The sequence below is a fragment of the Paraburkholderia sp. RL18-085-BIA-A genome (assembly GCF_046027075.1).
Lineage (GTDB): Bacteria > Pseudomonadota > Gammaproteobacteria > Burkholderiales > Burkholderiaceae > Paraburkholderia.
Map to the genome: position 1 here is coordinate 20506 of NZ_JARESU010000064.1, position 18844 is coordinate 39349.

Below are 18844 nucleotides of genomic sequence, written 5' to 3' on the forward strand. Positions count from 1 at the left end.
ACAAAAATCAACGCACGACACTTGGCCGGCTGACGAATAAAACAGACGGCACCCGCAGGAAATATCGGCGGCGAGCACAACGCTCTGCGCCTGGCACTAAGGAGACACAATGAACCGCTGCAAGCGGATGCGTATCACGGATATCTCTGAGCACGCGGTAAAGCTCGAAGGTAACGTTGCGAACGCTCTCGTCAACTTTTCAGACCACACCATCTCGGTGGTCATCGTACATACCGACGTCGTTCGCGCCGGGAAGCCGGTCGCCGGCATTGCGTTCAACTCAATCGGACGTTACGCGCAAAGCGGCATTCTTAAAGACCGGATGATTCCGCGCCTCATGAACGCCGAAGCCCATGAACTTCTCAACGATCAAGGTGATCGCTTCGATCCAGCGCGCGTGCTGGCATGCGCAATGAAAAACGAGAAGCCGGGTGGTCACGGAGATCGCGCCGCAGCAGCAAGCGCGCTCGAGCTGGCTATCTGGGACCTGAACGCCAAGCTAGCGGACGAGCCCGCTTACGTGACCATAGCGAGACACTACGGACGAACAGCGGCATCAACGCGTGTACCCGTGTATGCAGCGGGTGGCTACTACTACCCCGACGGTGGCATCTCCCGGTTGAAAGACGAGATGCTCTCCTACCGCGACATGGGTTTCAACGCGTTCAAGATGAAAATCGGTGGCGACTCACTGAAGGAAGACCTCGCGCGCATCGACGCGGTACTCACTATTGCAGGGGAGGGTAGCAAGCTTGCTGTCGATGCAAACGATCGTTTTGATAGGGAGGTGGCTCGCACGTACGCAGAGGCGATGCACCCATACCGGCTGCGGTGGTATGAGGAAGTCGGCGACCCCCTCGATTTCGATTTGAACTGCGAACTGACCGGGCTCTACGAGGGTGCGGTGGCGACAGGAGAAAACCTCTTCTCGGTTCAAGACCTACGGAATCTCCTGCGTTATGGCGGGATGAGACGTGGCCTCGACGTGTTCCAGATGGACGCTGGCCTGAGCTACGGAATTACCGAGTACGCTCGCATGGTCGACGAACTGGAAGCTCATGGCTTCAAGCGGGAATTCGCGTTTCCGCACGGCGGCCACTTGATCAATCTGCACATTGTCGTCGGACTCGGTCTCGGCGGATGCGAGGCCTATCCAGGAGTGTTTCAGCCGTTTGGAGGTTACTATCTGAATCAGGTCGCTGCTTAACCCGTTGGCGTCCACGCGTTCCGACCGACCTCACAATCCGCTCCGATTGAAGGGCCGCACGCGCAACTGGCAGCGCGTACGTGCTGTGCACCTGAACCCGGATCACATCGAAGACCCGGGCGGTGCCCCACAACGCCGCAACCAGGAGAGAATGGCCGCCTGAAATCTAATCGTTGAGACGACAACTAGCTCGAAAATTTCCGAACTGTTTCGCAAGATTTGTGTCCACAGTGGGGCGAGGAGAGCAACTGATTCGTGAGTACATCAGGCATCAGGAGCAGGAAGATCAGCCGCTAGATCTGATGCGACTGTGGTGATAGAAGCGTGCCACCGATAGGTGGCGCAAGAGACCGGGGCGCGTTACCGCCGCCGATTAGTCGCTTTGAGCGGCTCACAAATTAAAGCCACCGGCTTTACCGGTGGATATTACTGGAGGCTCCTATGCGAGCAAAAATGTCGATATCGAACCTGTCCGTTCCGTTGGACAAGATCAAAGACATCGGAGGCGCGAATATACCCGGCCAGGCCGGCCACAGCTTCACGTTGAGCTTCCAGGTCAAGGTGCAGCCCCGCCCGTTGGGCGCGTTGGGCGTGTTGTCCGGCGAGGGCATCGACTGTCCGAACCTCGAGTGGAACGAGCGGATCGAATGGTTCGAATTCAATCATGCAGCCAACATCTGGACATCGAAGGGCGAAAAGAGCGAGAACATGTATCAGCTCAATCCGAACTCGAACACGTTCAAGACCTGGCATTCGTTTCGTTATCTGATTGCTACCGATCCTTCGAACCATCCGCCGAGCGAACTCGCGGCATTGAAAGACGACAAGCTGTCAAAGCATTGGATCGCGAAGCACGGGTTCACGTGGAATTTGTCTATCCGGGACGTTCCCGCGATGGGTAAGCTCGGCGGATCCGGGGGAGGCGGCGGCGCCAGTCTGGTGACGGGAGACACCCGACGGCGTGTGATTTACTTCGACCTGGGCTTTTCCGGTCAGCCGGGACGCGTTCACCTCGTGCAGATTCTAGAAACCTTCCATGGAAGGCTAACCATCCACAGGCTGATAAGGGGAAACATTCAAAAGTCCACCATCGACCATCCATCCAATCTGGACCGGTGGCGCTTTCAACTGGAATCGTCGGGCGTGCGATGGACATGAGGGATGTCCTGCATCTCCGCGAAGGCGGTGTACGCTGCCGCGGTGTCGTCGTTGCGTCCAGCCGCAAGTCGCGTGTCGTGATGTAACTAGTGTGGATGACCCAGCAAACGTGCATTGCCTCGGTTAGACAGTCATTTAGGAATCCTTTTGAGTTCGAGGTTTGAACCATGGCTTACTGGACAGTGATCGGCAAATAGGTAGTGTTAGGTATTGAAGTTGCATTCTTAGTATGGACAGGAAATCCACATGATAAGCCCATCCCAATTCGGGCCGGGGGCTCTGACACTGGTTTTCTATTTCGCTCAAGCGCGCTTGAGAAAAATAACGCGCCCGTAATCTGGGCGTCACGCCACCGACAGAGTTGGCGTGCCAGAATTGCTTCGTAGTAGCCGCAACTACGACTGTTGACCAGTGGGAGCAAATGGACATAACAGCACTTGCACGCGACGCAGACGCACTGCTCAGGCGCCATTTCCGCAATCTCAGTTCAGGCAAGGTCACATCATGAGCACGACGTGGATTGCTTCATCCGAAAAAATTGGCACGACGACCCTCTCGCAGGGCTGTGCTGGCTGTCCGCAGTGCTTCTTTACGGGAAGCAGCAGCGCCGACGCAACTCCCGGTGGATTCGCCGTGAAGAAGGGTGGCGCGCCTGTCGCAGGAGAATGGAAGAAAGCATTGCTGGAACTTGCAGGCGTCGCAAAAACCGCCAACAAAATACAGCGCCGGAATCTGAACGATTTCATTCGTCACGTTCCAGTCGGCATATTGACAAAGGGCACTCGGCTTCTCCACGTCAGTGCCCGTGACGATTGGGTTAAACGGCAATTGGTGGGTGGGCACGTCGACGACGACTACAGTTTCTTTACGTTGGAAAACAGGGGTCCGGCCGCTGCGCATGGCAACAGATTTCTCAGCCGGGTTCAGTTGACCCTGACACAAGATGTTCACTGTTTCTTCGCCTCAAACTATCTTTTCAAATACTGGCACCGAGTTGAGCGCGGGGAAGGAAGGACGCACCGGTTCGAGATCGACAATGGCTTCGTTCGCGTCGGTGGCGAGCTGACTAGTCTTCTAAAAAATTCATGGCCGGCAAACTTTCGTCCTGTTGCATGGGCTAGCTGTTCCGAGTGCGAGATCTCCTTTCACAACTCGGTTATTCCCCGAATCATGAAAGTGTCTGCCATCGCCACGTGGGAAGGAGAGTCTGCAAAGAAAAGAAATGTCGAAAATCCTGTGATTCAAAAGCTAAACACGGATAACACTGTGCCCGGCGGGCATCAGGGGGTGAGAGCGCCATGGTGGATGAGTCCGTATTTTCACAGCCGCGCCAAAGTAGTTGAGGCGCAAGAACGGTATAAGAGACGAAACATTCCACTAGAGGATACGTTCTTTGAATAGGCCTGCGTTTCCTGTTGGAGGCCGATCGTGGCGATCGTGAAGCAGCCTCTGGTCGCGGGGCCGATTCGATGCGCGTGCAGGACCCGTCGCATTGAACGCTCTCCAGATCCGCAGCGCCTCAGTGTCGGTGCTCCGCATCCGCGACCGCTGTCGAGCTTGGAGAGCGCTTCATGTCCGTGTCGAACGCGGAATTCTCGCTTCTTTGGGAGAGGGGAGTCAGGCTGCCGATCGAATGTTTTTCATGTGTACGGGTCTACACGCTTATCCGATGTCATTCGTCTCTAAACCTTGCAACGTGACTACGAACTTCATTGCACATCCGGCCTGGGAAGATTGGTTAGGCAATATTTCCGCCGATCTTCCGTGTGGCCCCGATCTGGAATACGATCCTTCATTCGCGTCGCTCGAGCAAGCCGTGAATGGGCGGCCGGACGTCGAGTACGGTCAGACGGTAGTAGCCGCCGTACCACCAGACTGGATAGCGGCCGACGCGCTGTGTCTCGAGTTGTTGTCACGGACTCGTGACCTGCGGGTGGTCGTCTATCTGACACGCAGCCGGCTCGTCAGCCATGGTGTCGCTGGCCTGGCAGACGGGCTCGCGTTAATCGCGGGGTTGCTCGAGTCCCAGTGGCGCGATGTGCATCCGCAATTGGACGCAAGCGATGCCGACGATCCCACTGCACGAATCAATGCACTCGCCTCTCTCGCCGACCCGACGGGCTTACTCTGCGATTTTCTCGATACGCCGATCGTCCCATCGATGCCCGCGCAAACAACGGCACTCACTCTGCGTCAATGGACGTACGCGACAGGCGAGGTAGTGGCACCTGCCCAGCACACCACGATGAGCGTGGCGGAGATCGAGGCGGCGCTTGCCGCAGCCGTGGTGCGCGTGGTGTCTTTTCGTGCTGCGCTCGACGCCGCGCTCGCGCATGCCTCGCGCATTGAAGCGCTGGTGACCGGGCACGTCGGGACGGCACGGACGATCGATCTCGGCGCGCTGACGGCGTTGTTGCGGCGGGCGCAATTCCTGATTGCCACAAGCCTGTCGAAACTCGATGTCGTGGATGCACACAACACGGTCGACGCGCAAGTCGACGGGACGCCCGCCTTTCCTTCCCGGGCCGAGGTGGATGCCAAGGCGGCGCCGGGCAATCAGGTAGCCACGCGTGCCGATGTGGTCGCGACACTCGATCGCGTGTGCGACTACTACGCGCGCCACGAACCTTCGAGTCCGGTGCCCTTGCTGCTCAAGCGCGCACGCGGACTCGTCGACAAGTCTTTTGTGGACTTGCTTGGCGAACTCGCACCCGAAGGGTTAGCGCAACTTACCCAAGTGATTGGAACGACGGGCATGACGCCCTCGCCTGATTGAACAGCCGGAGAAATTGATGGCCAAGGAAAGCAGTCAGAAATTCATTGCGCGCAATCGCGCACCGCGCGTGCAGATCGAATACGACGTCGAAACGTACGGTTCGCAGAAAAAGGTCAGTTTGCCCTTTGTCATGGGTGTGCTGTCCGACCTCTCGGGGCAACCGCTCGATCCGTTGCCGCCGGTAGCGGAGCGCAAGTTTCTGGAAATCGACATCGACAATTTCGACGAGCGGTTGCGTTCGATGAAACCGCGGATCGCGATGCAAGTCGACAATACCTTGACGGGCGAAGGGCGTTTCGGCGTTGACATGACCTTTGAAACGATGGACGACTTTTCGCCGGCAGCCATTGCCCGCAAGGTTGAACCGCTCGCGAAATTGCTCGAAGCGCGCAGCCAGTTGCGCAACCTGTTGACCTACATGGATGGCAAGACGGACGCGGAAGAACTGGTTGCGAAGTTGCTGGAAGACCCGGCGCTTCTCGCCGCCCTTGCATCGGCGCCGAAACAGCCGGACTGATCCGTCGCGAGTCGCGCAATCCGTCAAGATCAAACGAGAGAGATGACTATGGCAGAAGCAAACGATCAACAGCGGGACTCAAGCCCGCGTGCGGATCTTCAGCAGCGTCAGAACGCCGTATCCGTCGAGGCCGATGCGTCCAGCGAGTTCGGCCGTCTGTTGCAAAAGGCTTTCAAGCCGAAAACCGACAAGGCGAAGGAAGCGGTGGAAAACGCCGTGCGCACGCTTGCCGCACAAGTGCTGCAAGACACGCATCTGGTGTCCGACGACGCCCTGGCGACGATCGAAGCGCTGATTGCGAAGATCGACGAGAAGCTCAGCTCGCAGGTCAACGTAATCCTGCATTCAGACGAGTTCCAACAAGTGGAAGCCGCATGGCGCGGGCTTCATTATCTGGTGACGAATACCGAAAGCGACGAAACGTTGAAGCTGCGCGTGCTGAACATTTCCAAGAGCGAACTGCATCGCTCGTTGCGCAAATACAAGGGTGTAGCGTGGGATCAGAGTCCTCTTTTCAAGAGGCTCTATGAGGAGGAATACGGACAGTTCGGCGGCGAGCCATACGGCACGCTGGTGGCTGACTATTACTTCGACAACAGTGCGCCGGACGTGGATCTTCTCACGCAGATGGGCAAGATTTCGGCCGCCGCGCATGCGCCGTTCATCGCTGGTGCCGATCCGTCTGTAATGCTGATGGACTCGTGGCAGGAACTGGCGAATCCGCGCGACCTGACCAAGATCTTCCACACGCCGGAACACGCGGCATGGCGCTCTCTGCGTGAGTCAGAAGATTCCCGCTATATTGGCCTGACGATGCCGCGCTTTCTCGCGCGCGCTCCTTATGGGGCGAAAACGAGCCCCGTCGAGGAGTTCGATTTCGAGGAAGACACGGCGGGTTCGGACTCGAAGAAATACGCGTGGGCAAACGCCGCGTATGCCATGGCGGTGAATATCAATCGCTCGTTCAAGCTGTACGGATGGTGTTCGAGGATACGCGGCATCGAGTCGGGCGGCTCGGTGGAAAACCTGCCCGTTCACGCCTTTCCCACCGATGATGGCGGCGTGGACATGAAGTGCCCGACGGAGATCGCGATCAGCGACCGGCGCGAAGCCGAACTGGCGAAGAACGGCTTCATGGCGCTCGTGCACAAGAAGAACTCCGACTTCGCTGCGTTCATCGGCGCGCAGTCGCTGAACAAGCCGGCTGAGTATGAAGATCCCGACGCCACGGCCAACGCCAATCTCGCCTCGCGCCTGCCCTACTTGTTCGCATGCAGCCGCTTCGCTCATTACCTGAAATGCATTGCACGCGACAAGATCGGCAGCTTCAGGGAGAAAGACGACATGCAACGCTGGCTGCAAGACTGGATTCTTCAGTATGTCGATGGGGACCCGATGCACTCGAGCGAAGAAACCAAGGCGCGCCGTCCGCTGGCAGCGGCGGAAGTGGTCGTTGAGGAAGTGGAAGGCAACCCCGGTTACTACACGTCCAAGTTTTTTCTTCGACCGCATTACCAGCTGGAGGGGCTGACGGTGTCTTTGCGGCTCGTGTCGAAGCTGCCGTCCGCGAAAGCGGCCTGAATTCTGTCCTGCTCCATCGCACTACGTTTATCCAAGAGGAATAGCACATGGCAGTAGATATATTTTTGAAGCTCGGCTCGGTACAGGGCGAATCCCTCGATGCCGCGCACACGAACGAAATCGACGTGCTCTCCTGGTCCTGGGGCATGAATCAGTCGGGCACCATGCATTTGGGCACCGGGGGTGGCGGCGGCAAGGTGTCGGTGGAAAACCTGTCGATCACGAAGTACACCGACAAGGCGACACCGGCCATTATGACCGCGTGCTGCACGGGCACCCACTATCCGACGGTGACGCTCACCGTTCGAAAGGCGGGCAAGACGCCGCTCGAGTACTACATCATCGTGCTGACCAATGCGTTGGTGGTGGAGTATTCGACAGGGGGCTCGGATAGCGAGGACCGTTTCACCGAATCCGTCACGCTCAATTTCGAGAGGTTCCAGGTCTCCTACCAGCCTCAGGATGCGACCGGCGCGAAGCTCGGCGGCGTGGTCGAGAGCAAGTGGAACATCCCGGCTAATGCGACGGCATGACGTACCTTCGAGCCGCGCGGCCCAACTACAGGCCTCGCTGCTCGAGCGCCTGACGGATCATGATCCCGGCGTGACGCGCGAGGCTCGCCAACATCGGATTACCTCCGCGCGGTCGTTACGCCAGAGCGTCATGCGCGATCTGACGTGGCTGTTGAATGCTCAGGGTATCGCGTCGGCGGAGGAGTTCGTGGGATATCCGCACGTGGCGTCGTCGGTGCTCAATTTCGGGTTTTCGGACATCGCGGGGAAAGCGGCGTCGGGGATCGACATTGCATCGATCGAAAGCCGCCTCCGTGACACGATCTGCGCGTTCGAGCCGCGCATCCTTCCCGGCACCCTTCGCGTGCAGGCGATTCGCGGCGGCGAGATTACGGGTCAGCACAACACGATTGCGTTCATCGTGGAAGGCGATCTGTATGCCCAACCGGTTCCGGAGCGCCTCTACTTGCGTACCGAACTCGACCTCGAAGCCGGGCAGGTGAGCGTGATTGAACCAACGCGCGGCGGTGCGGATCGAGGTGGCTGAAAGTGAAGAGCAGCAAACGTGGCGAGCAGCCCGGTGACCTGAATCCTCCCTGCCATGCAGCGCCAGCCGCGCGCACGGCTGGTTTCCAGGCCACTGCATTTCGTTGTCGACTGCAGATTCCGCATTTCTCACTATGAATCCTGAACTGATCAAGTACTACAGCAGGGAACTTCAGCACCTTCGCGAAATGGGCGGTGAATTTGCGAAGGCGTTTCCGAAAGTGGCGGGCAGGCTCGGGCTCGAAAGTTTCGAATGCGCGGACCCTTATGTGGAGCGCTTGCTTGAAGGCTTCAGCTTCCTGTCGGCGCGCGTGCAGATGAAGATCGACGCCGAGTTTCCGCGCTTCACGCAACATCTCGCGGAGCTCGTCTATCCGCACTATCTCGCGCCGACACCGTCGATGGCGATCGTCGAGCTTGAGCCCGACATGACGCATCCGGCGCTCGGCGAAGGCGTTTCGATTCCGCGCGGCACGGTATTGCACGGAGCGCTCGACAGCGACGGTTCGACCCGCTGCGAATTTCGCTCGGCCCACGCGCTGAAGCTGTGGCCGGTCGAGCTGGTAGAGGCTAGCGTCTTCGCCCACGCCGGGGCGTTGCCAGAAGTCGACGCGGCGTTACCCGCCGGGGTGAAGGGCGGCTTGCGCCTGAAATTGCGCACCGCCAACGGCGCGAAGTTCGACGAACTCGCGCTCGACACACTGGAGCTGCATCTGCGCGGCAGCGATGGCATGCCGTCGCGGCTCTATGAGTTGCTGCTCGGCGCCACGCTGGGCGTCGCCGTCACGCGCGGCGCGGGACGCTCGGTTCTGCCCGCCACCGCGGTGCGCGAGCTCGGCATGAGCGACGACGAAGCGCTCCTGCCCGTGAGCCAGCAGTCGTTTCCCGGCTATCGGCTGTTGCAGGAGTATTTCGCGTTCCCGCAGCGTTTCATGTTCGTGGCCATCGATGGCTTGCGGGCGCCGCTGAGCGCCTGCCGCGCCGAAGAAGTGGAATTGATAGTCCTGCTCTCTCGCGCCGATCCAACGCTCGAACGATCCGTCGATCGCTCGCATTTCGCGCTGCATTGCACGCCGGCGATCAACCTGTTCCCGCGCCGTGCCGACCGTATAGCGGTGACCGGAGAACAGTTCGAGCATCACGTCGTCGCGGACCGCACGCGGCCCATGGACTTCGAAATCTATCAGGTCGAAAGCGTCACCGGCTATCGCGCGGGAGGTGGGGCCGAGCTGCCGTTTCAACCGTTCTACCGCGCGCGCGATCTCGCCGTGCCGCAGACGAGCGGCGCGTTCTATCAGGTGCGGCGCGAAAAGCGCCTGCCGTCGGCGCGGCAGACGGAGCGGGGTACGCGTACGAGCTATCTCGGCAGCGAGACGTTCATCGCGCTCGTCGACGCAAACGATGCGCCGTATCCCGGCGATCTCCATCAACTGGCGGTGGCCGTGCTGTGCACGAACCGCGACCTGCCGCTGACCATGCCGGTCGGCCGGCCCGGCACCGATTTCCTCGTCGACCTGGAAGCGCCGGTGCTCAGCGCCCATTGTGTCGGCGGCCCGAGTCGGCCGTTGCCGTCGTATGCGGAAGGTCCCGTCGCGTGGCGCCTCCTGAGCCACCTGTCACTGAACTACGCATCGCTCGTGGACAACAGCAAGGAGGAGGGCGCTTGCGCGATGCGCGACCTGCTCGGCCTGTATGCGCCGGTTGGCGATGTCGCCATGGCGCGGCAGATCGACGGGCTTCGCTCGATCGACAGCGTCGCGGTGACGCGCCGGCTGCCCGCGCGCGGGCCCATCGTGTTCGGGCGCGGGCTCGAGGTGAACCTGTTGATCGACGAAACTGGCTTTGAGGGTGCAGGCGCGTTTTTGTTCGGCACCGTGCTGGCGAGATTCTTTGCGCAATACGTTTCGATCAATTCGTTCACGGAGACCGTGGTGTCGAGTACCACGCGTGGCGAAATCATGCGTTTTGCGCCGCGGAGCGGAATATGCCGAACGCTCTAGACCTGATGTCGCGTCTCGCGGCCGATGCATACCGCTTCGATTTCTTCCAGGCGGTGCGTCTGCTCGAAAACGCTTATCCGCACTTGCCCCGGGTCGGGTCGTCGCTGCGTCCGCGCGACGATGCAGTTCGATTCGGACAGGATCCCGATCTGATTTTCTTCCCGACAACGTTGCGCGCCATCGAGTCGTCCGGCGATCACCCGTCGCGCCTGTCGATCAACTTCTTCGGCCTGCTCGGTCCCAATGGGCCGATGCCGACCCACTTGACGGAGTACGCGCGCGATCGCAGCCGCAATGCTGGCGACCCGACCTTCGTGCGTTTCCTCGACGTATTCCATCACCGGATGGTGTCGCTGTTCTATCGCGGCTGGGCCGAGGCGCAACCCGTCGTCAGTCTCGACCGCGACAACGACGACCGCTTCTCGACGTATGTCGGCAGCACCTTCGGACTCGGCGAGGCGGCGCTGCGCAACCGCGACACGCTGCCCGATTTCGCCAAGCTGCATTTCGCCGGCTTGTTGAGCGGACCGACCCGCCACGCGGCAGGCTTACGGCTCGTGCTGAAGCGATTCTTCGGTATTCCCGCGGACGTTATCGAAAACGTCGGGCATTGGCTTGCGCTGCCGTCGGCATCGCTGTCCCGGCTCGGGCGACGCACAGGAGGTGCGACGCTCGGCGTGGACACGCTGCTGGGTGCGCGCACGTGGGACCGGCAGCACCGGTTTCGCGTTGTGCTGGGGCCATTGGCGATGGCCGACTACCTGCGTTTCCTGCCGGGCGGCGCGAGCCTGCCGCGCCTCGTCGACTGGATTCGCAATTACGTGCGCGATCCGCTCGAATGGGATCTGAACCTGCAGCTGTGCCGCGAAGAGGTGCCGCGTCTCGCGCTCGGGCGCCGCCAGCGGCTGGGCTACACCACCTGGCTGCTCTCCGGCGCCGCTCGCGACGATGCCAGGCAGCTGGTTATCGAGCCCACCCGCTTGCGTGCCATGAGCGAATCGAAGGATCACCGATGACAGACATAAGCCGCTCCGTGATGTTCGGCAAGCTCAATCCGCTTGCCTTCGGCGCAATGGAAAGCGCGACGACATTTTGCCGGCTACGCGGCAATCCGTACGTCGAGATCGCCCACTGGCTGCATCAGGTGCTGCAGTTGCCGGACTCGGACCTGCATCGGGTGATCCGCCATTTTGGCGTCGATCCCTCGCATCTCGCGCGCGATGTGACCGAGGCGCTTGACCGCCTGCCGCGCGGCTCGACTTCGATCACCGATATCTCGTCGCAACTCGATGAGGCCGTTGAGCGCGGCTTCGTGTACGGTTCGCTGCTCTTTGAGGCGCCGCAGCTTCGCAGCGCGCACCTGCTCGTGGGCGCGTTCAAAACGCCGGCGTTGCGCAATGCCTGGCGCGCGATTTCCCGCGAGTTCGACAAGATCGTGCTGGACGAACTAGTCGGCAACTTCGCGGCCCTGATGGACGGCTCGCCCGAAACCGCGCACGCAAGCGTCGCTTCGACCGAAACGGCGGCGCCCATGCCGCACGCGAAGCAGGATGCGCTGCAGCGCTTTACCGTCGATCTGACCGGGCAGGCGCGCTCGGGCGAGCTCGATCCGATCGTCGGCCGCGACGACGAGATCCGCCAGGTCATCGACATCCTGATGCGGCGGCGGCAGAACAATCCGCTACTCACCGGTGAGGCGGGCGTCGGCAAGACCGCGGTAGTCGAAGGTCTGGCCCAGCGCATCGTCGCGGGCGACGTTCCTCCGGCGCTTCGTGAGGTGTCGCTGCGCGCGCTCGATGTTGCGCTTCTGCAAGCGGGCGCGGGAATGAAGGGCGAGTTCGAAACGCGCCTGAAGGCCGTGCTCGACGAGGTGCAGACCGCAGGCTCGCCAGTGATCCTGTTCATCGACGAAGCGCATACGCTGGTCGGCGCGGGCGGCAATGCCGGCACCGGCGACGCCGCCAATCTGCTCAAACCGGCGCTCGCGCGCGGCACGGTCCGCACCATTGCGGCCACCACGTGGTCGGAATACCGGCGGCACATCGAGAAGGACCCGGCCCTCACGCGGCGCTTCCAGGTCGTGCAGATCAGCGAGCCTGACGAAGCCCGCGCGATCACGATGATGCGCGGCGTGGCCGCGGCGCTGGAGAAGCACCACGGGGTGCAGGTACTCGACGAGGCCATTGAGGCCGCGGTGCGCCTGTCGCATCGCTATATCCCGGCGCGGCAGTTGCCCGACAAGTCGATGAGCCTGCTCGACACCGCCTGCGCCCGGGTCGCCGTCAGCCAAAGCGCCACACCGCCCGCCATCGACGACGCGCAAAAACGCATCGCCGCGCTGCACACGGAACTTGGTGTGATCGGGCGGGAGAGCGCCATCGGCATCGATACGGCCGCGCGTTTGCACGCCGCCACGCAGGCGCTCGAACAGGAGGCCCACCGGCTCGCCGTACTTGAGGAACGCTGGAAGGCGGAAGCCGAACTCGTGGAGGCGATCCTCGCGCAGCGCGTCCTGCTGCACGAGGCCTCGTCCGCGGCGGATCTGCTCACGCTGCAGGCATTACAGGCGCAACTCGCCGCTTTGCAAGGCGACGCGCCGCTGGTCTTGCCCGGCGTCGACCGGCAAGCGGTGGCGGCCGTCGTGCAGGACTGGACTGGCGTGCCGGTGCTGCGGATGGTGAAGGACGACGCCGGCAACGTATTGCGCCTGGCCGAACTGCTCGACCGGCGCATTGTCGGCCAGGGTCATGCGACGGAGATAATCGCGCGGCGCATTCAGACCTCGCGCGCGGGTCTCGACAACCCGGACAAGCCGGTCGGCGTCTTCATGATCGCGGGCACCTCGGGCGTGGGCAAGACCGAGACAGCGCTCGCGCTGGCCGAACTGCTGTACGGCGGCGAGCAGAACCTCATCACCATCAACATGAGCGAATATCAGGAGGCGCATACGGTGTCGCTCCTGAAGGGGGCGCCGCCCGGCTACGTCGGCTTCGGCGAAGGGGGCGTGCTGACCGAGGCGGTGCGCCGGCGTCCGTACAGCGTCGTTCTGCTCGATGAAGTGGAGAAGGCGCATCCCGACGTGCATGAACTGTTCTTCCAGGTGTTCGACAAGGGCTGGATGGAAGACAGCGAAGGACGCTCGATCGACTTTCGCAATACGCTGATCCTGCTCACGACGAACGCCGGGACCGACCGCATCGCGCAGTTGTGCCGCGATCCGAACGATCTGCCGCCGATGGAAATCATTGAGCGCGAGATGCATGCGACGCTCCTCGATACCTTTCCGCCCGCCCTGCTGGGCCGGATGGTGACGATCCCCTACTACCCGCTGAGCGGCGCCATGCTGCGCGCCATCATTCGCCTGCAATTGCGGCGCGTCGAGGAACGCGTCCAGAGCTCGCACAAGGTGCCGTTTACGTTCGACGACGACGTGGTCGGCCTGATCGCGAAGCGCTGCACCAGGCTCGACAGCGGCGCTCGCATGATCGACGCCATTCTCACGAACAGCCTGCTGCCGCGCATCAGCACCGAGGTCCTGACGCGCCTGCTCGACGGCAGGACGATTGCCCGCGTGCATGTCGCCGCGCAAGACGAGGACTTCACTTATGTCTTCGACTAGCACGCGCCATGTGCGCCTCGACTGCGCCGCGCTTGGCAACGGCGCGGTGTTCCTCAGCATGATCGGCCATGAGGCGCTCGGCCGCATGAGCGAGTTCGACCTCGCGTTCCTGAGCCCGAGCAACGATCTCGATCCGGCCAGCGTGCTCGGCCAGGAGGCGTCCGTCACGCTCGACTTTCCGGTCAGCGGCGAGCGCCAGTTCAACGGCATCGTGACGACGCTGCGCCTGCTCGCGCCCGGCGACACTACGCATAACCGGATGGCGCGCTACCAGATGATCGTACATCCGCGTCTCTGGCTTCTGACGCAGGCTTCGCACCGTCGCTTCTATTTCCAGAAGACCGTGCCGCAGATTGTCGCGAGTGTGTTTGAGGACTACGGCGTGGACTTTCGCAATGCGTGCACCGCGTCGTATCCGGCGGTCGAGCACTGCATGCAGTACCGCGAAACCGATTTCGACTTCGTGAGCCGGCTGCTCGAACGGCAAGGCATCCACTATCTCTTCGAATACGCCGGCGGCAAGCACACGCTGGTGCTGATCGATTCGAACGCCGCGCATCGCCCGATCGCCCATTACGGGAGCATTCCGTTCCAGGCCTGGGACACGCCGGTGCATGACGAGGAGTGTGTGTACCGCTGGCACACCGGGGCGACGCTGCACACGGGCCGCTATGAAGTCAACGACTACGACTACGAGAAGGCGTCGGTGAGCAATCACCAGGGGCTCGTTGCGCGGGCGACTCGCGCCGCGCCCTACGATCCGGCGCGCTACGTCATGCAGGAACACCTGAGCGGCCACATCAAAGCCGCCGACGGCGATCGTCTCGCGCGCGTGGCAGTGGAGGTTCGCCAGACGCTGAACGAATCGATCGAAGGGCGTGCGACCTCGCGCGGCATTGCCGCAGGCGGCCTGTTCCAGCTCACGGGCCATCCGGCCACCGTGCAGGATCGGCAGTACCTCGTCACGGGGGCGCGCTTCGAGATCTTCTCGGACGCGTATGTCTCGTCAGGCGATCCCACCCGGGCGTTGTTCGACTGTGCCTTCACGGCTATCCGTGCCGAAAACACCTTCCGGCCTGCTTGGACGACGCCGGCGGCGCGCGTCGCGGGTCCGCAGACGGCGGTGGTGGTCGGCCCCGACGGCGACGAAATCCTCACCGACAAGTACGGCCGCGTCAAGGTGCAGTTTCACTGGGAGCAACTGGCTGCCGATCTGGGCGCCGACCGTCTGAACCGCTGCTGGGTACGCGTCTCGCAGGGCTGGGCGAATAAGCGGTGGGGCGCGATGCTGTTGCCGCGCATCGGCCAGGAGGTGCTGGTGGAGTTTATCGAGGGCGATCCAGACCGGCCCGTGATCACGGGCGCCGTCTACAACTCGACCAACATGCCGCCCTACGAGTTGCCGGCGAATGCCGCGGTGTCGACGATGAAAAGCCATTCCACGAAAGGCGGCAACGGCTACAACGAAATGCGCTTCGACGATCGCAAGGGCGACGAGCAGATGTTCTTCCACGCGGAGCGCGACCACGAAACCTGGGTCGGGAACGATGCGCTGATGAACATCGGCGCGCAACGGCACCTGCGCGTCGACGGCAGCGAGTTCGTGCTGACGGGCGGCTCGCGCAACGACACCGTGGAGGGCGCAATCACGCAACGCGCGGGCGGCGACGTATCGAACGTGACGCTCGGCAGCCACGGCCAGTTCGTCGGCGCGGCGTATACGCTCGATACAGGCGCTGCCGCGACCGTTCACGCCGGCACGACGGTCGTGATCGAGGCGGGCACGAGCATCGCGTTGCGAGCGGGCGTGGCGTGGATCGTGATCGGGCCGGAAACCATTGAGATGTCGAGCATGCCAATTCCGCTCGTACCCGGTCCGCCGGTCGCTCCCTTGAGCGTGCCGCCGCCCGCGCCGATTGCGCCGCGCGATGCCGACGACGGCAACAACCACATAGTCAGCTAAATGCCTGAACCAGCCAGGAGCCCGAGTCATGTCAACCAGTAGATTATCGATGGAGGTCAGCGGCGGGTCGGCCGGGACGCATCGGGTCGAATTCGATGGCCACGACGCGACGCTCGGCCGCGCGCCCGACTGCACCCTTGTGCTGTCCGACGACCAGCGCTTGATCTCGCGTGTGCAGGCGAGAATCGAATGGCGCGGCGGCGATTACGTGCTGGTCGATCTCGGCAGCAATCCGACGCTCGTGAACGGATGCGTACTCGATGTTTCCCGCGAAGCGACGCTGCGATCCGGCGATACCTTGCGTATCGGGGGCTACTCGATTGTGGTGGCGATTGAACCGCCTGCCGACGCATTCCCCGCTCACGACACCCCCGGTGAGACGCCGGCCGAGGCGTGGAGCGTGTCGCCGCAAGCCGGTGTGCGGCATGAGACTGCACAGGACGCGCCATTGATTCCTGCGCTGATTCCGACCCATTGGGATGTCGATCCGAAGGTGGCGCCTGAAGCAAAGACCCCGCAGGCGCCGGACTCGCCTTTCCTCGACGATCCGCTTTCGGCCACCCCGCTGCTGCTGGCGCAGCCTGTCAGGGATGGCGAGGCCGACCAGGACTTGCTGGCCGCGTTGAGCGTGGGGCTGCAGCCTCTGGGTATGTCCCTCGACACAGCGGCACGGCCTGTCATGGGTTCGGGACCCGATCACGTATCGCCGGAACGCGTGGTGTCGGTTCTGCCATTGCCCATGCCGCCGCGCCCGTTGATTCCGCGCGACTACGACGCGCTTGCCGCAGCCACGATGCCCGACGACGCACAGGTTCGAGCACGCCCCACGGCGACCGACGCCGGACCGGCCGCGCTCGAGCCGGCAGCGGTCCCCGAGGCCCGAACGGAGATGCCGACACCGACGCCGGCGCGGCCGGAGCCGCCGCTGGTGAAGATCGAACAGGCGCAAGACACGTCGCCCGAAGCCTCGACGCAAACCTTCCCAACCGCCACCACTACCGATGCGGTCTTCACCGCGTTGCTCGACGGACTCGGCCTCGACGCGTTGCAATTCACGCAGCACTCGAAGCCGGCACTCGCGCGCGTTATCGGTTCGATGCTGCGCGAGGCGACGCACGGCACGATGACTGCGCTGCGCTCCCGCTCGGTTGCCAAGCACGAAAGCCGCATCGCGATGACCCTGATCGAGCAGCGCGACAACAACCCGCTCAAGTTTTTTCCCGACGCGGATACCGCGCTGACGCAAATGCTCGTCCGCCCCAACGCCGCGTATCTGGGTCCACAAGCTGCCATGCGCGAGGCATTTCGCGACCTCCAGGGACATGAACTCGCTGTCGTGGCCGGCATGCGCGCGGCCCTTGCCGATGCGCTCGCGAACATCGCGCCCGAGCGGATCGAGGGGAGCCTGCGCCCGGCCAGCCGCGTGGAGTCCCTGATCGCAAACCACGAGGCGCGCCTGTGGCGGCAGTTCGTCGAAACCTATGAGCACGCGGTGAAGCATGCCGGCGACGACTTCCAGCAGACCTGTGGCGGGCCGTTCAGCCGCGCGTACCAGGCGCAGATGGCGGCGATGAGCCAGCCTGACGACGAACAATAAACTTCGGGAACATCGGAAAACAATGGTCTGGAACAGCAAGGTCATCTGGTCGGAGGGCATGTTCCTCCAGCCGCAACATTTGCAGCAGCATGACCGCCATCTGCAAACCCATCTCGAGGCACGGACCGCCAGCCTGCGCCCATACAGCTGGGGTTTCACGTCGCTCGAACTCGACGACGAACTGCTGAAGCTCGGCAAGATCGCGCTGCGTTCGGCCGTGGGCGTGTTGCCCGACGGCACGCCATTCAGCCTGCCTGGCGACGACGACCTGCCCGAGCCGCTCGACGTGCCCGAGGGAAGCGGCAACCTGCTCGTCGTGCTCGCGTTGCCGGTGCGCCGTGAGTACGCGGCGGAGTCGGGCGGTACCGGGCGCGGCGACGAGCTGACGCGTTACCGTACGACCGAGAGCGAAGTGCCCGACAGCAACGACCTCGGCGCCGGCAAGGCGTTGATGCAGTTGGGCAAGCTGCGCCTGCGTCTCGCGCTCGAACAGGACGTGGCAAACGCCTACGTCACGCTCGGTATCGTGCGCGTGGCCGAGCGCCTCGCAGACTCGCGGGTGGTGCTGGAAGACGACTACTGCCCGCCGTGCCTCGACTTCAAAGTCGGCGGCTGTCTCAAACGTTTCTCGGCGGAACTGCATGGACTGTTGCAGCAACGCGGCGAGGCGCTCGCCGCGCGCCTCGGCCAGGAAGCCACGGGCACCGCCGAGATCGCGGACTTCCTGTTGCTGCAGATGGTCAACCGCGCGCAACCGCTCGTCGCCCATCTCGATTCAATAGCCGGCTGCCATCCGGAGGACCTGTTCCGGGTAACCGTGCAGATGGCTGGCGAACTTTCCACCTTCAGCCTGCGCGAACGCAGGACCCCCGTGTTCCCTGTATATCGCCATGACCGGCTGCGCGAAACCTTCAAGCCGGTCATCAATGCATTGCGGGCCGCGCTCAGCCGCGTGGCCGATCCGGGCGTTGTATCGATTCCTCTGGAAGAGCGCAAGTACGGCTTGCGCGTCGCACAAGTCGCCGACAAGTCGCTCTTCACCCATGCGACCTTCGTGCTGGCGGTGCGTGCACAGGTTTCGGCCGAGGTGATGCTCGCCGGCTTCGCGGCGCAAGTGAAGGTCGGCGCGATGGAGAAGATCCGTGATCTCGTGAACCTGCAGCTGCCGGGCATCCGCCTGCGGGCGCTGCCCGTGGCGCCGCGCCAGTTGCCGTTTCACGCGGGCTTTACCTATTTCGAACTCGACGACAGCCATGAAGGCTGGCAGGCATTGCAGACATCGGCCGGGATGGCGCTTCACGTGGCGGGGGATTTCCCCGGCCTGACGATGGAATGCTGGGCGATACGCCGCTGATGTGTGGCACGCGG

At 62.5% G+C, this 18844-nt stretch carries 14 protein-coding genes and 1 pseudogene; all 15 read left to right on the top strand.

Annotated elements, in window-relative coordinates:
- The first annotated feature begins 109 nt into the window (after nt 1–109).
- The 15 genes and pseudogenes from P0D89_RS31795 (at nt 110) to tssK (ending at nt 18830) form a co-directional block, all read left to right on the top strand.
- Nucleotides 110–1207, top strand: a complete 1098-nt coding sequence (locus P0D89_RS31795) for an enolase C-terminal domain-like protein (RefSeq protein ID WP_408364133.1) — start codon at nt 110–112, stop codon at nt 1205–1207.
- Between the two features lie 218 nt (nt 1208–1425).
- Nucleotides 1426–1524 (top strand): annotated as a pseudogene (locus P0D89_RS31800) (IS200/IS605 family transposase); the annotation flags it as partial.
- A gap of 124 nt (nt 1525–1648) precedes the next feature.
- Complete coding sequence (locus P0D89_RS31805; RefSeq protein ID WP_408377692.1) at nt 1649–2365, top strand: hypothetical protein; 717 nt, start codon at nt 1649–1651, stop codon at nt 2363–2365.
- A gap of 504 nt (nt 2366–2869) precedes the next feature.
- Entirely contained in the window at nt 2870–3766 is an 897-nt protein-coding gene (locus P0D89_RS31810; protein ID WP_408364137.1) for a hypothetical protein, read from the top strand.
- 121 nt (nt 3767–3887) lie between these two features.
- On the top strand, nt 3888–5141 hold the full coding sequence (tssA, locus tag P0D89_RS31815; protein ID WP_408364139.1) for a type VI secretion system protein TssA: 1254 nt from the start codon (nt 3888–3890) through the stop codon (nt 5139–5141).
- 16 nt (nt 5142–5157) lie between these two features.
- A complete protein-coding gene (gene tssB, locus P0D89_RS31820; RefSeq protein ID WP_408364141.1) occupies nt 5158–5658 on the top strand; it encodes a type VI secretion system contractile sheath small subunit in 501 nt (166 codons plus the stop codon).
- Between the two features lie 48 nt (nt 5659–5706).
- Nucleotides 5707–7239 (top strand): type VI secretion system contractile sheath large subunit, encoded by a 1533-nt coding sequence (gene tssC / locus P0D89_RS31825; RefSeq protein ID WP_408364143.1) that lies wholly within the window; start codon nt 5707–5709, stop codon nt 7237–7239.
- 47 nt (nt 7240–7286) lie between these two features.
- On the top strand, nt 7287–7772 hold the full coding sequence (locus P0D89_RS31830; protein WP_408364145.1) for an Hcp family type VI secretion system effector: 486 nt from the start codon (nt 7287–7289) through the stop codon (nt 7770–7772).
- Nucleotides 7759–8298 (top strand): type VI secretion system baseplate subunit TssE, encoded by a 540-nt coding sequence (gene tssE, locus P0D89_RS31835; RefSeq protein ID WP_408364147.1) that lies wholly within the window; start codon nt 7759–7761, stop codon nt 8296–8298. The genes P0D89_RS31830 and tssE overlap by 14 nt, the downstream gene beginning before the upstream one ends.
- Nucleotides 8299–8431: 133 nt before the next feature.
- Nucleotides 8432–10297 carry a type VI secretion system baseplate subunit TssF gene (gene tssF / locus P0D89_RS31840; protein WP_408364149.1) on the top strand — a complete coding sequence of 622 codons (1866 nt, stop codon included), beginning with the start codon at nt 8432–8434 and terminating at the stop codon, nt 10295–10297.
- The gene (gene tssG / locus P0D89_RS31845; protein ID WP_408364152.1) at nt 10282–11313 is read left to right on the top strand and encodes a type VI secretion system baseplate subunit TssG; all 1032 of its coding nucleotides are present in this window, start codon (nt 10282–10284) and stop codon (nt 11311–11313) included. The genes tssF and tssG overlap by 16 nt, the downstream gene beginning before the upstream one ends.
- Nucleotides 11310–13916: a type VI secretion system ATPase TssH gene (gene tssH / locus P0D89_RS31850; RefSeq protein WP_408364154.1), complete on the top strand. Its 2607-nt coding sequence runs from the start codon at nt 11310–11312 to the stop codon at nt 13914–13916. Before tssG ends, tssH begins: the two co-directional genes overlap by 4 nt.
- Nucleotides 13903–15879: a type VI secretion system Vgr family protein gene (locus P0D89_RS31855; protein ID WP_408364156.1), complete on the top strand. Its 1977-nt coding sequence runs from the start codon at nt 13903–13905 to the stop codon at nt 15877–15879. Before tssH ends, P0D89_RS31855 begins: the two co-directional genes overlap by 14 nt.
- A 28-nt stretch (nt 15880–15907) precedes the next feature.
- Complete coding sequence (gene tagH, locus P0D89_RS31860; protein WP_408364158.1) at nt 15908–17476, top strand: type VI secretion system-associated FHA domain protein TagH; 1569 nt, start codon at nt 15908–15910, stop codon at nt 17474–17476.
- A 22-nt stretch (nt 17477–17498) separates the two neighbouring features.
- Nucleotides 17499–18830, top strand: coding sequence for a type VI secretion system baseplate subunit TssK (gene tssK, locus P0D89_RS31865; RefSeq protein ID WP_408364161.1), 1332 nt, complete (start codon nt 17499–17501; stop codon nt 18828–18830).
- The last annotated feature ends 14 nt before the right edge of the window (nt 18831–18844 follow it).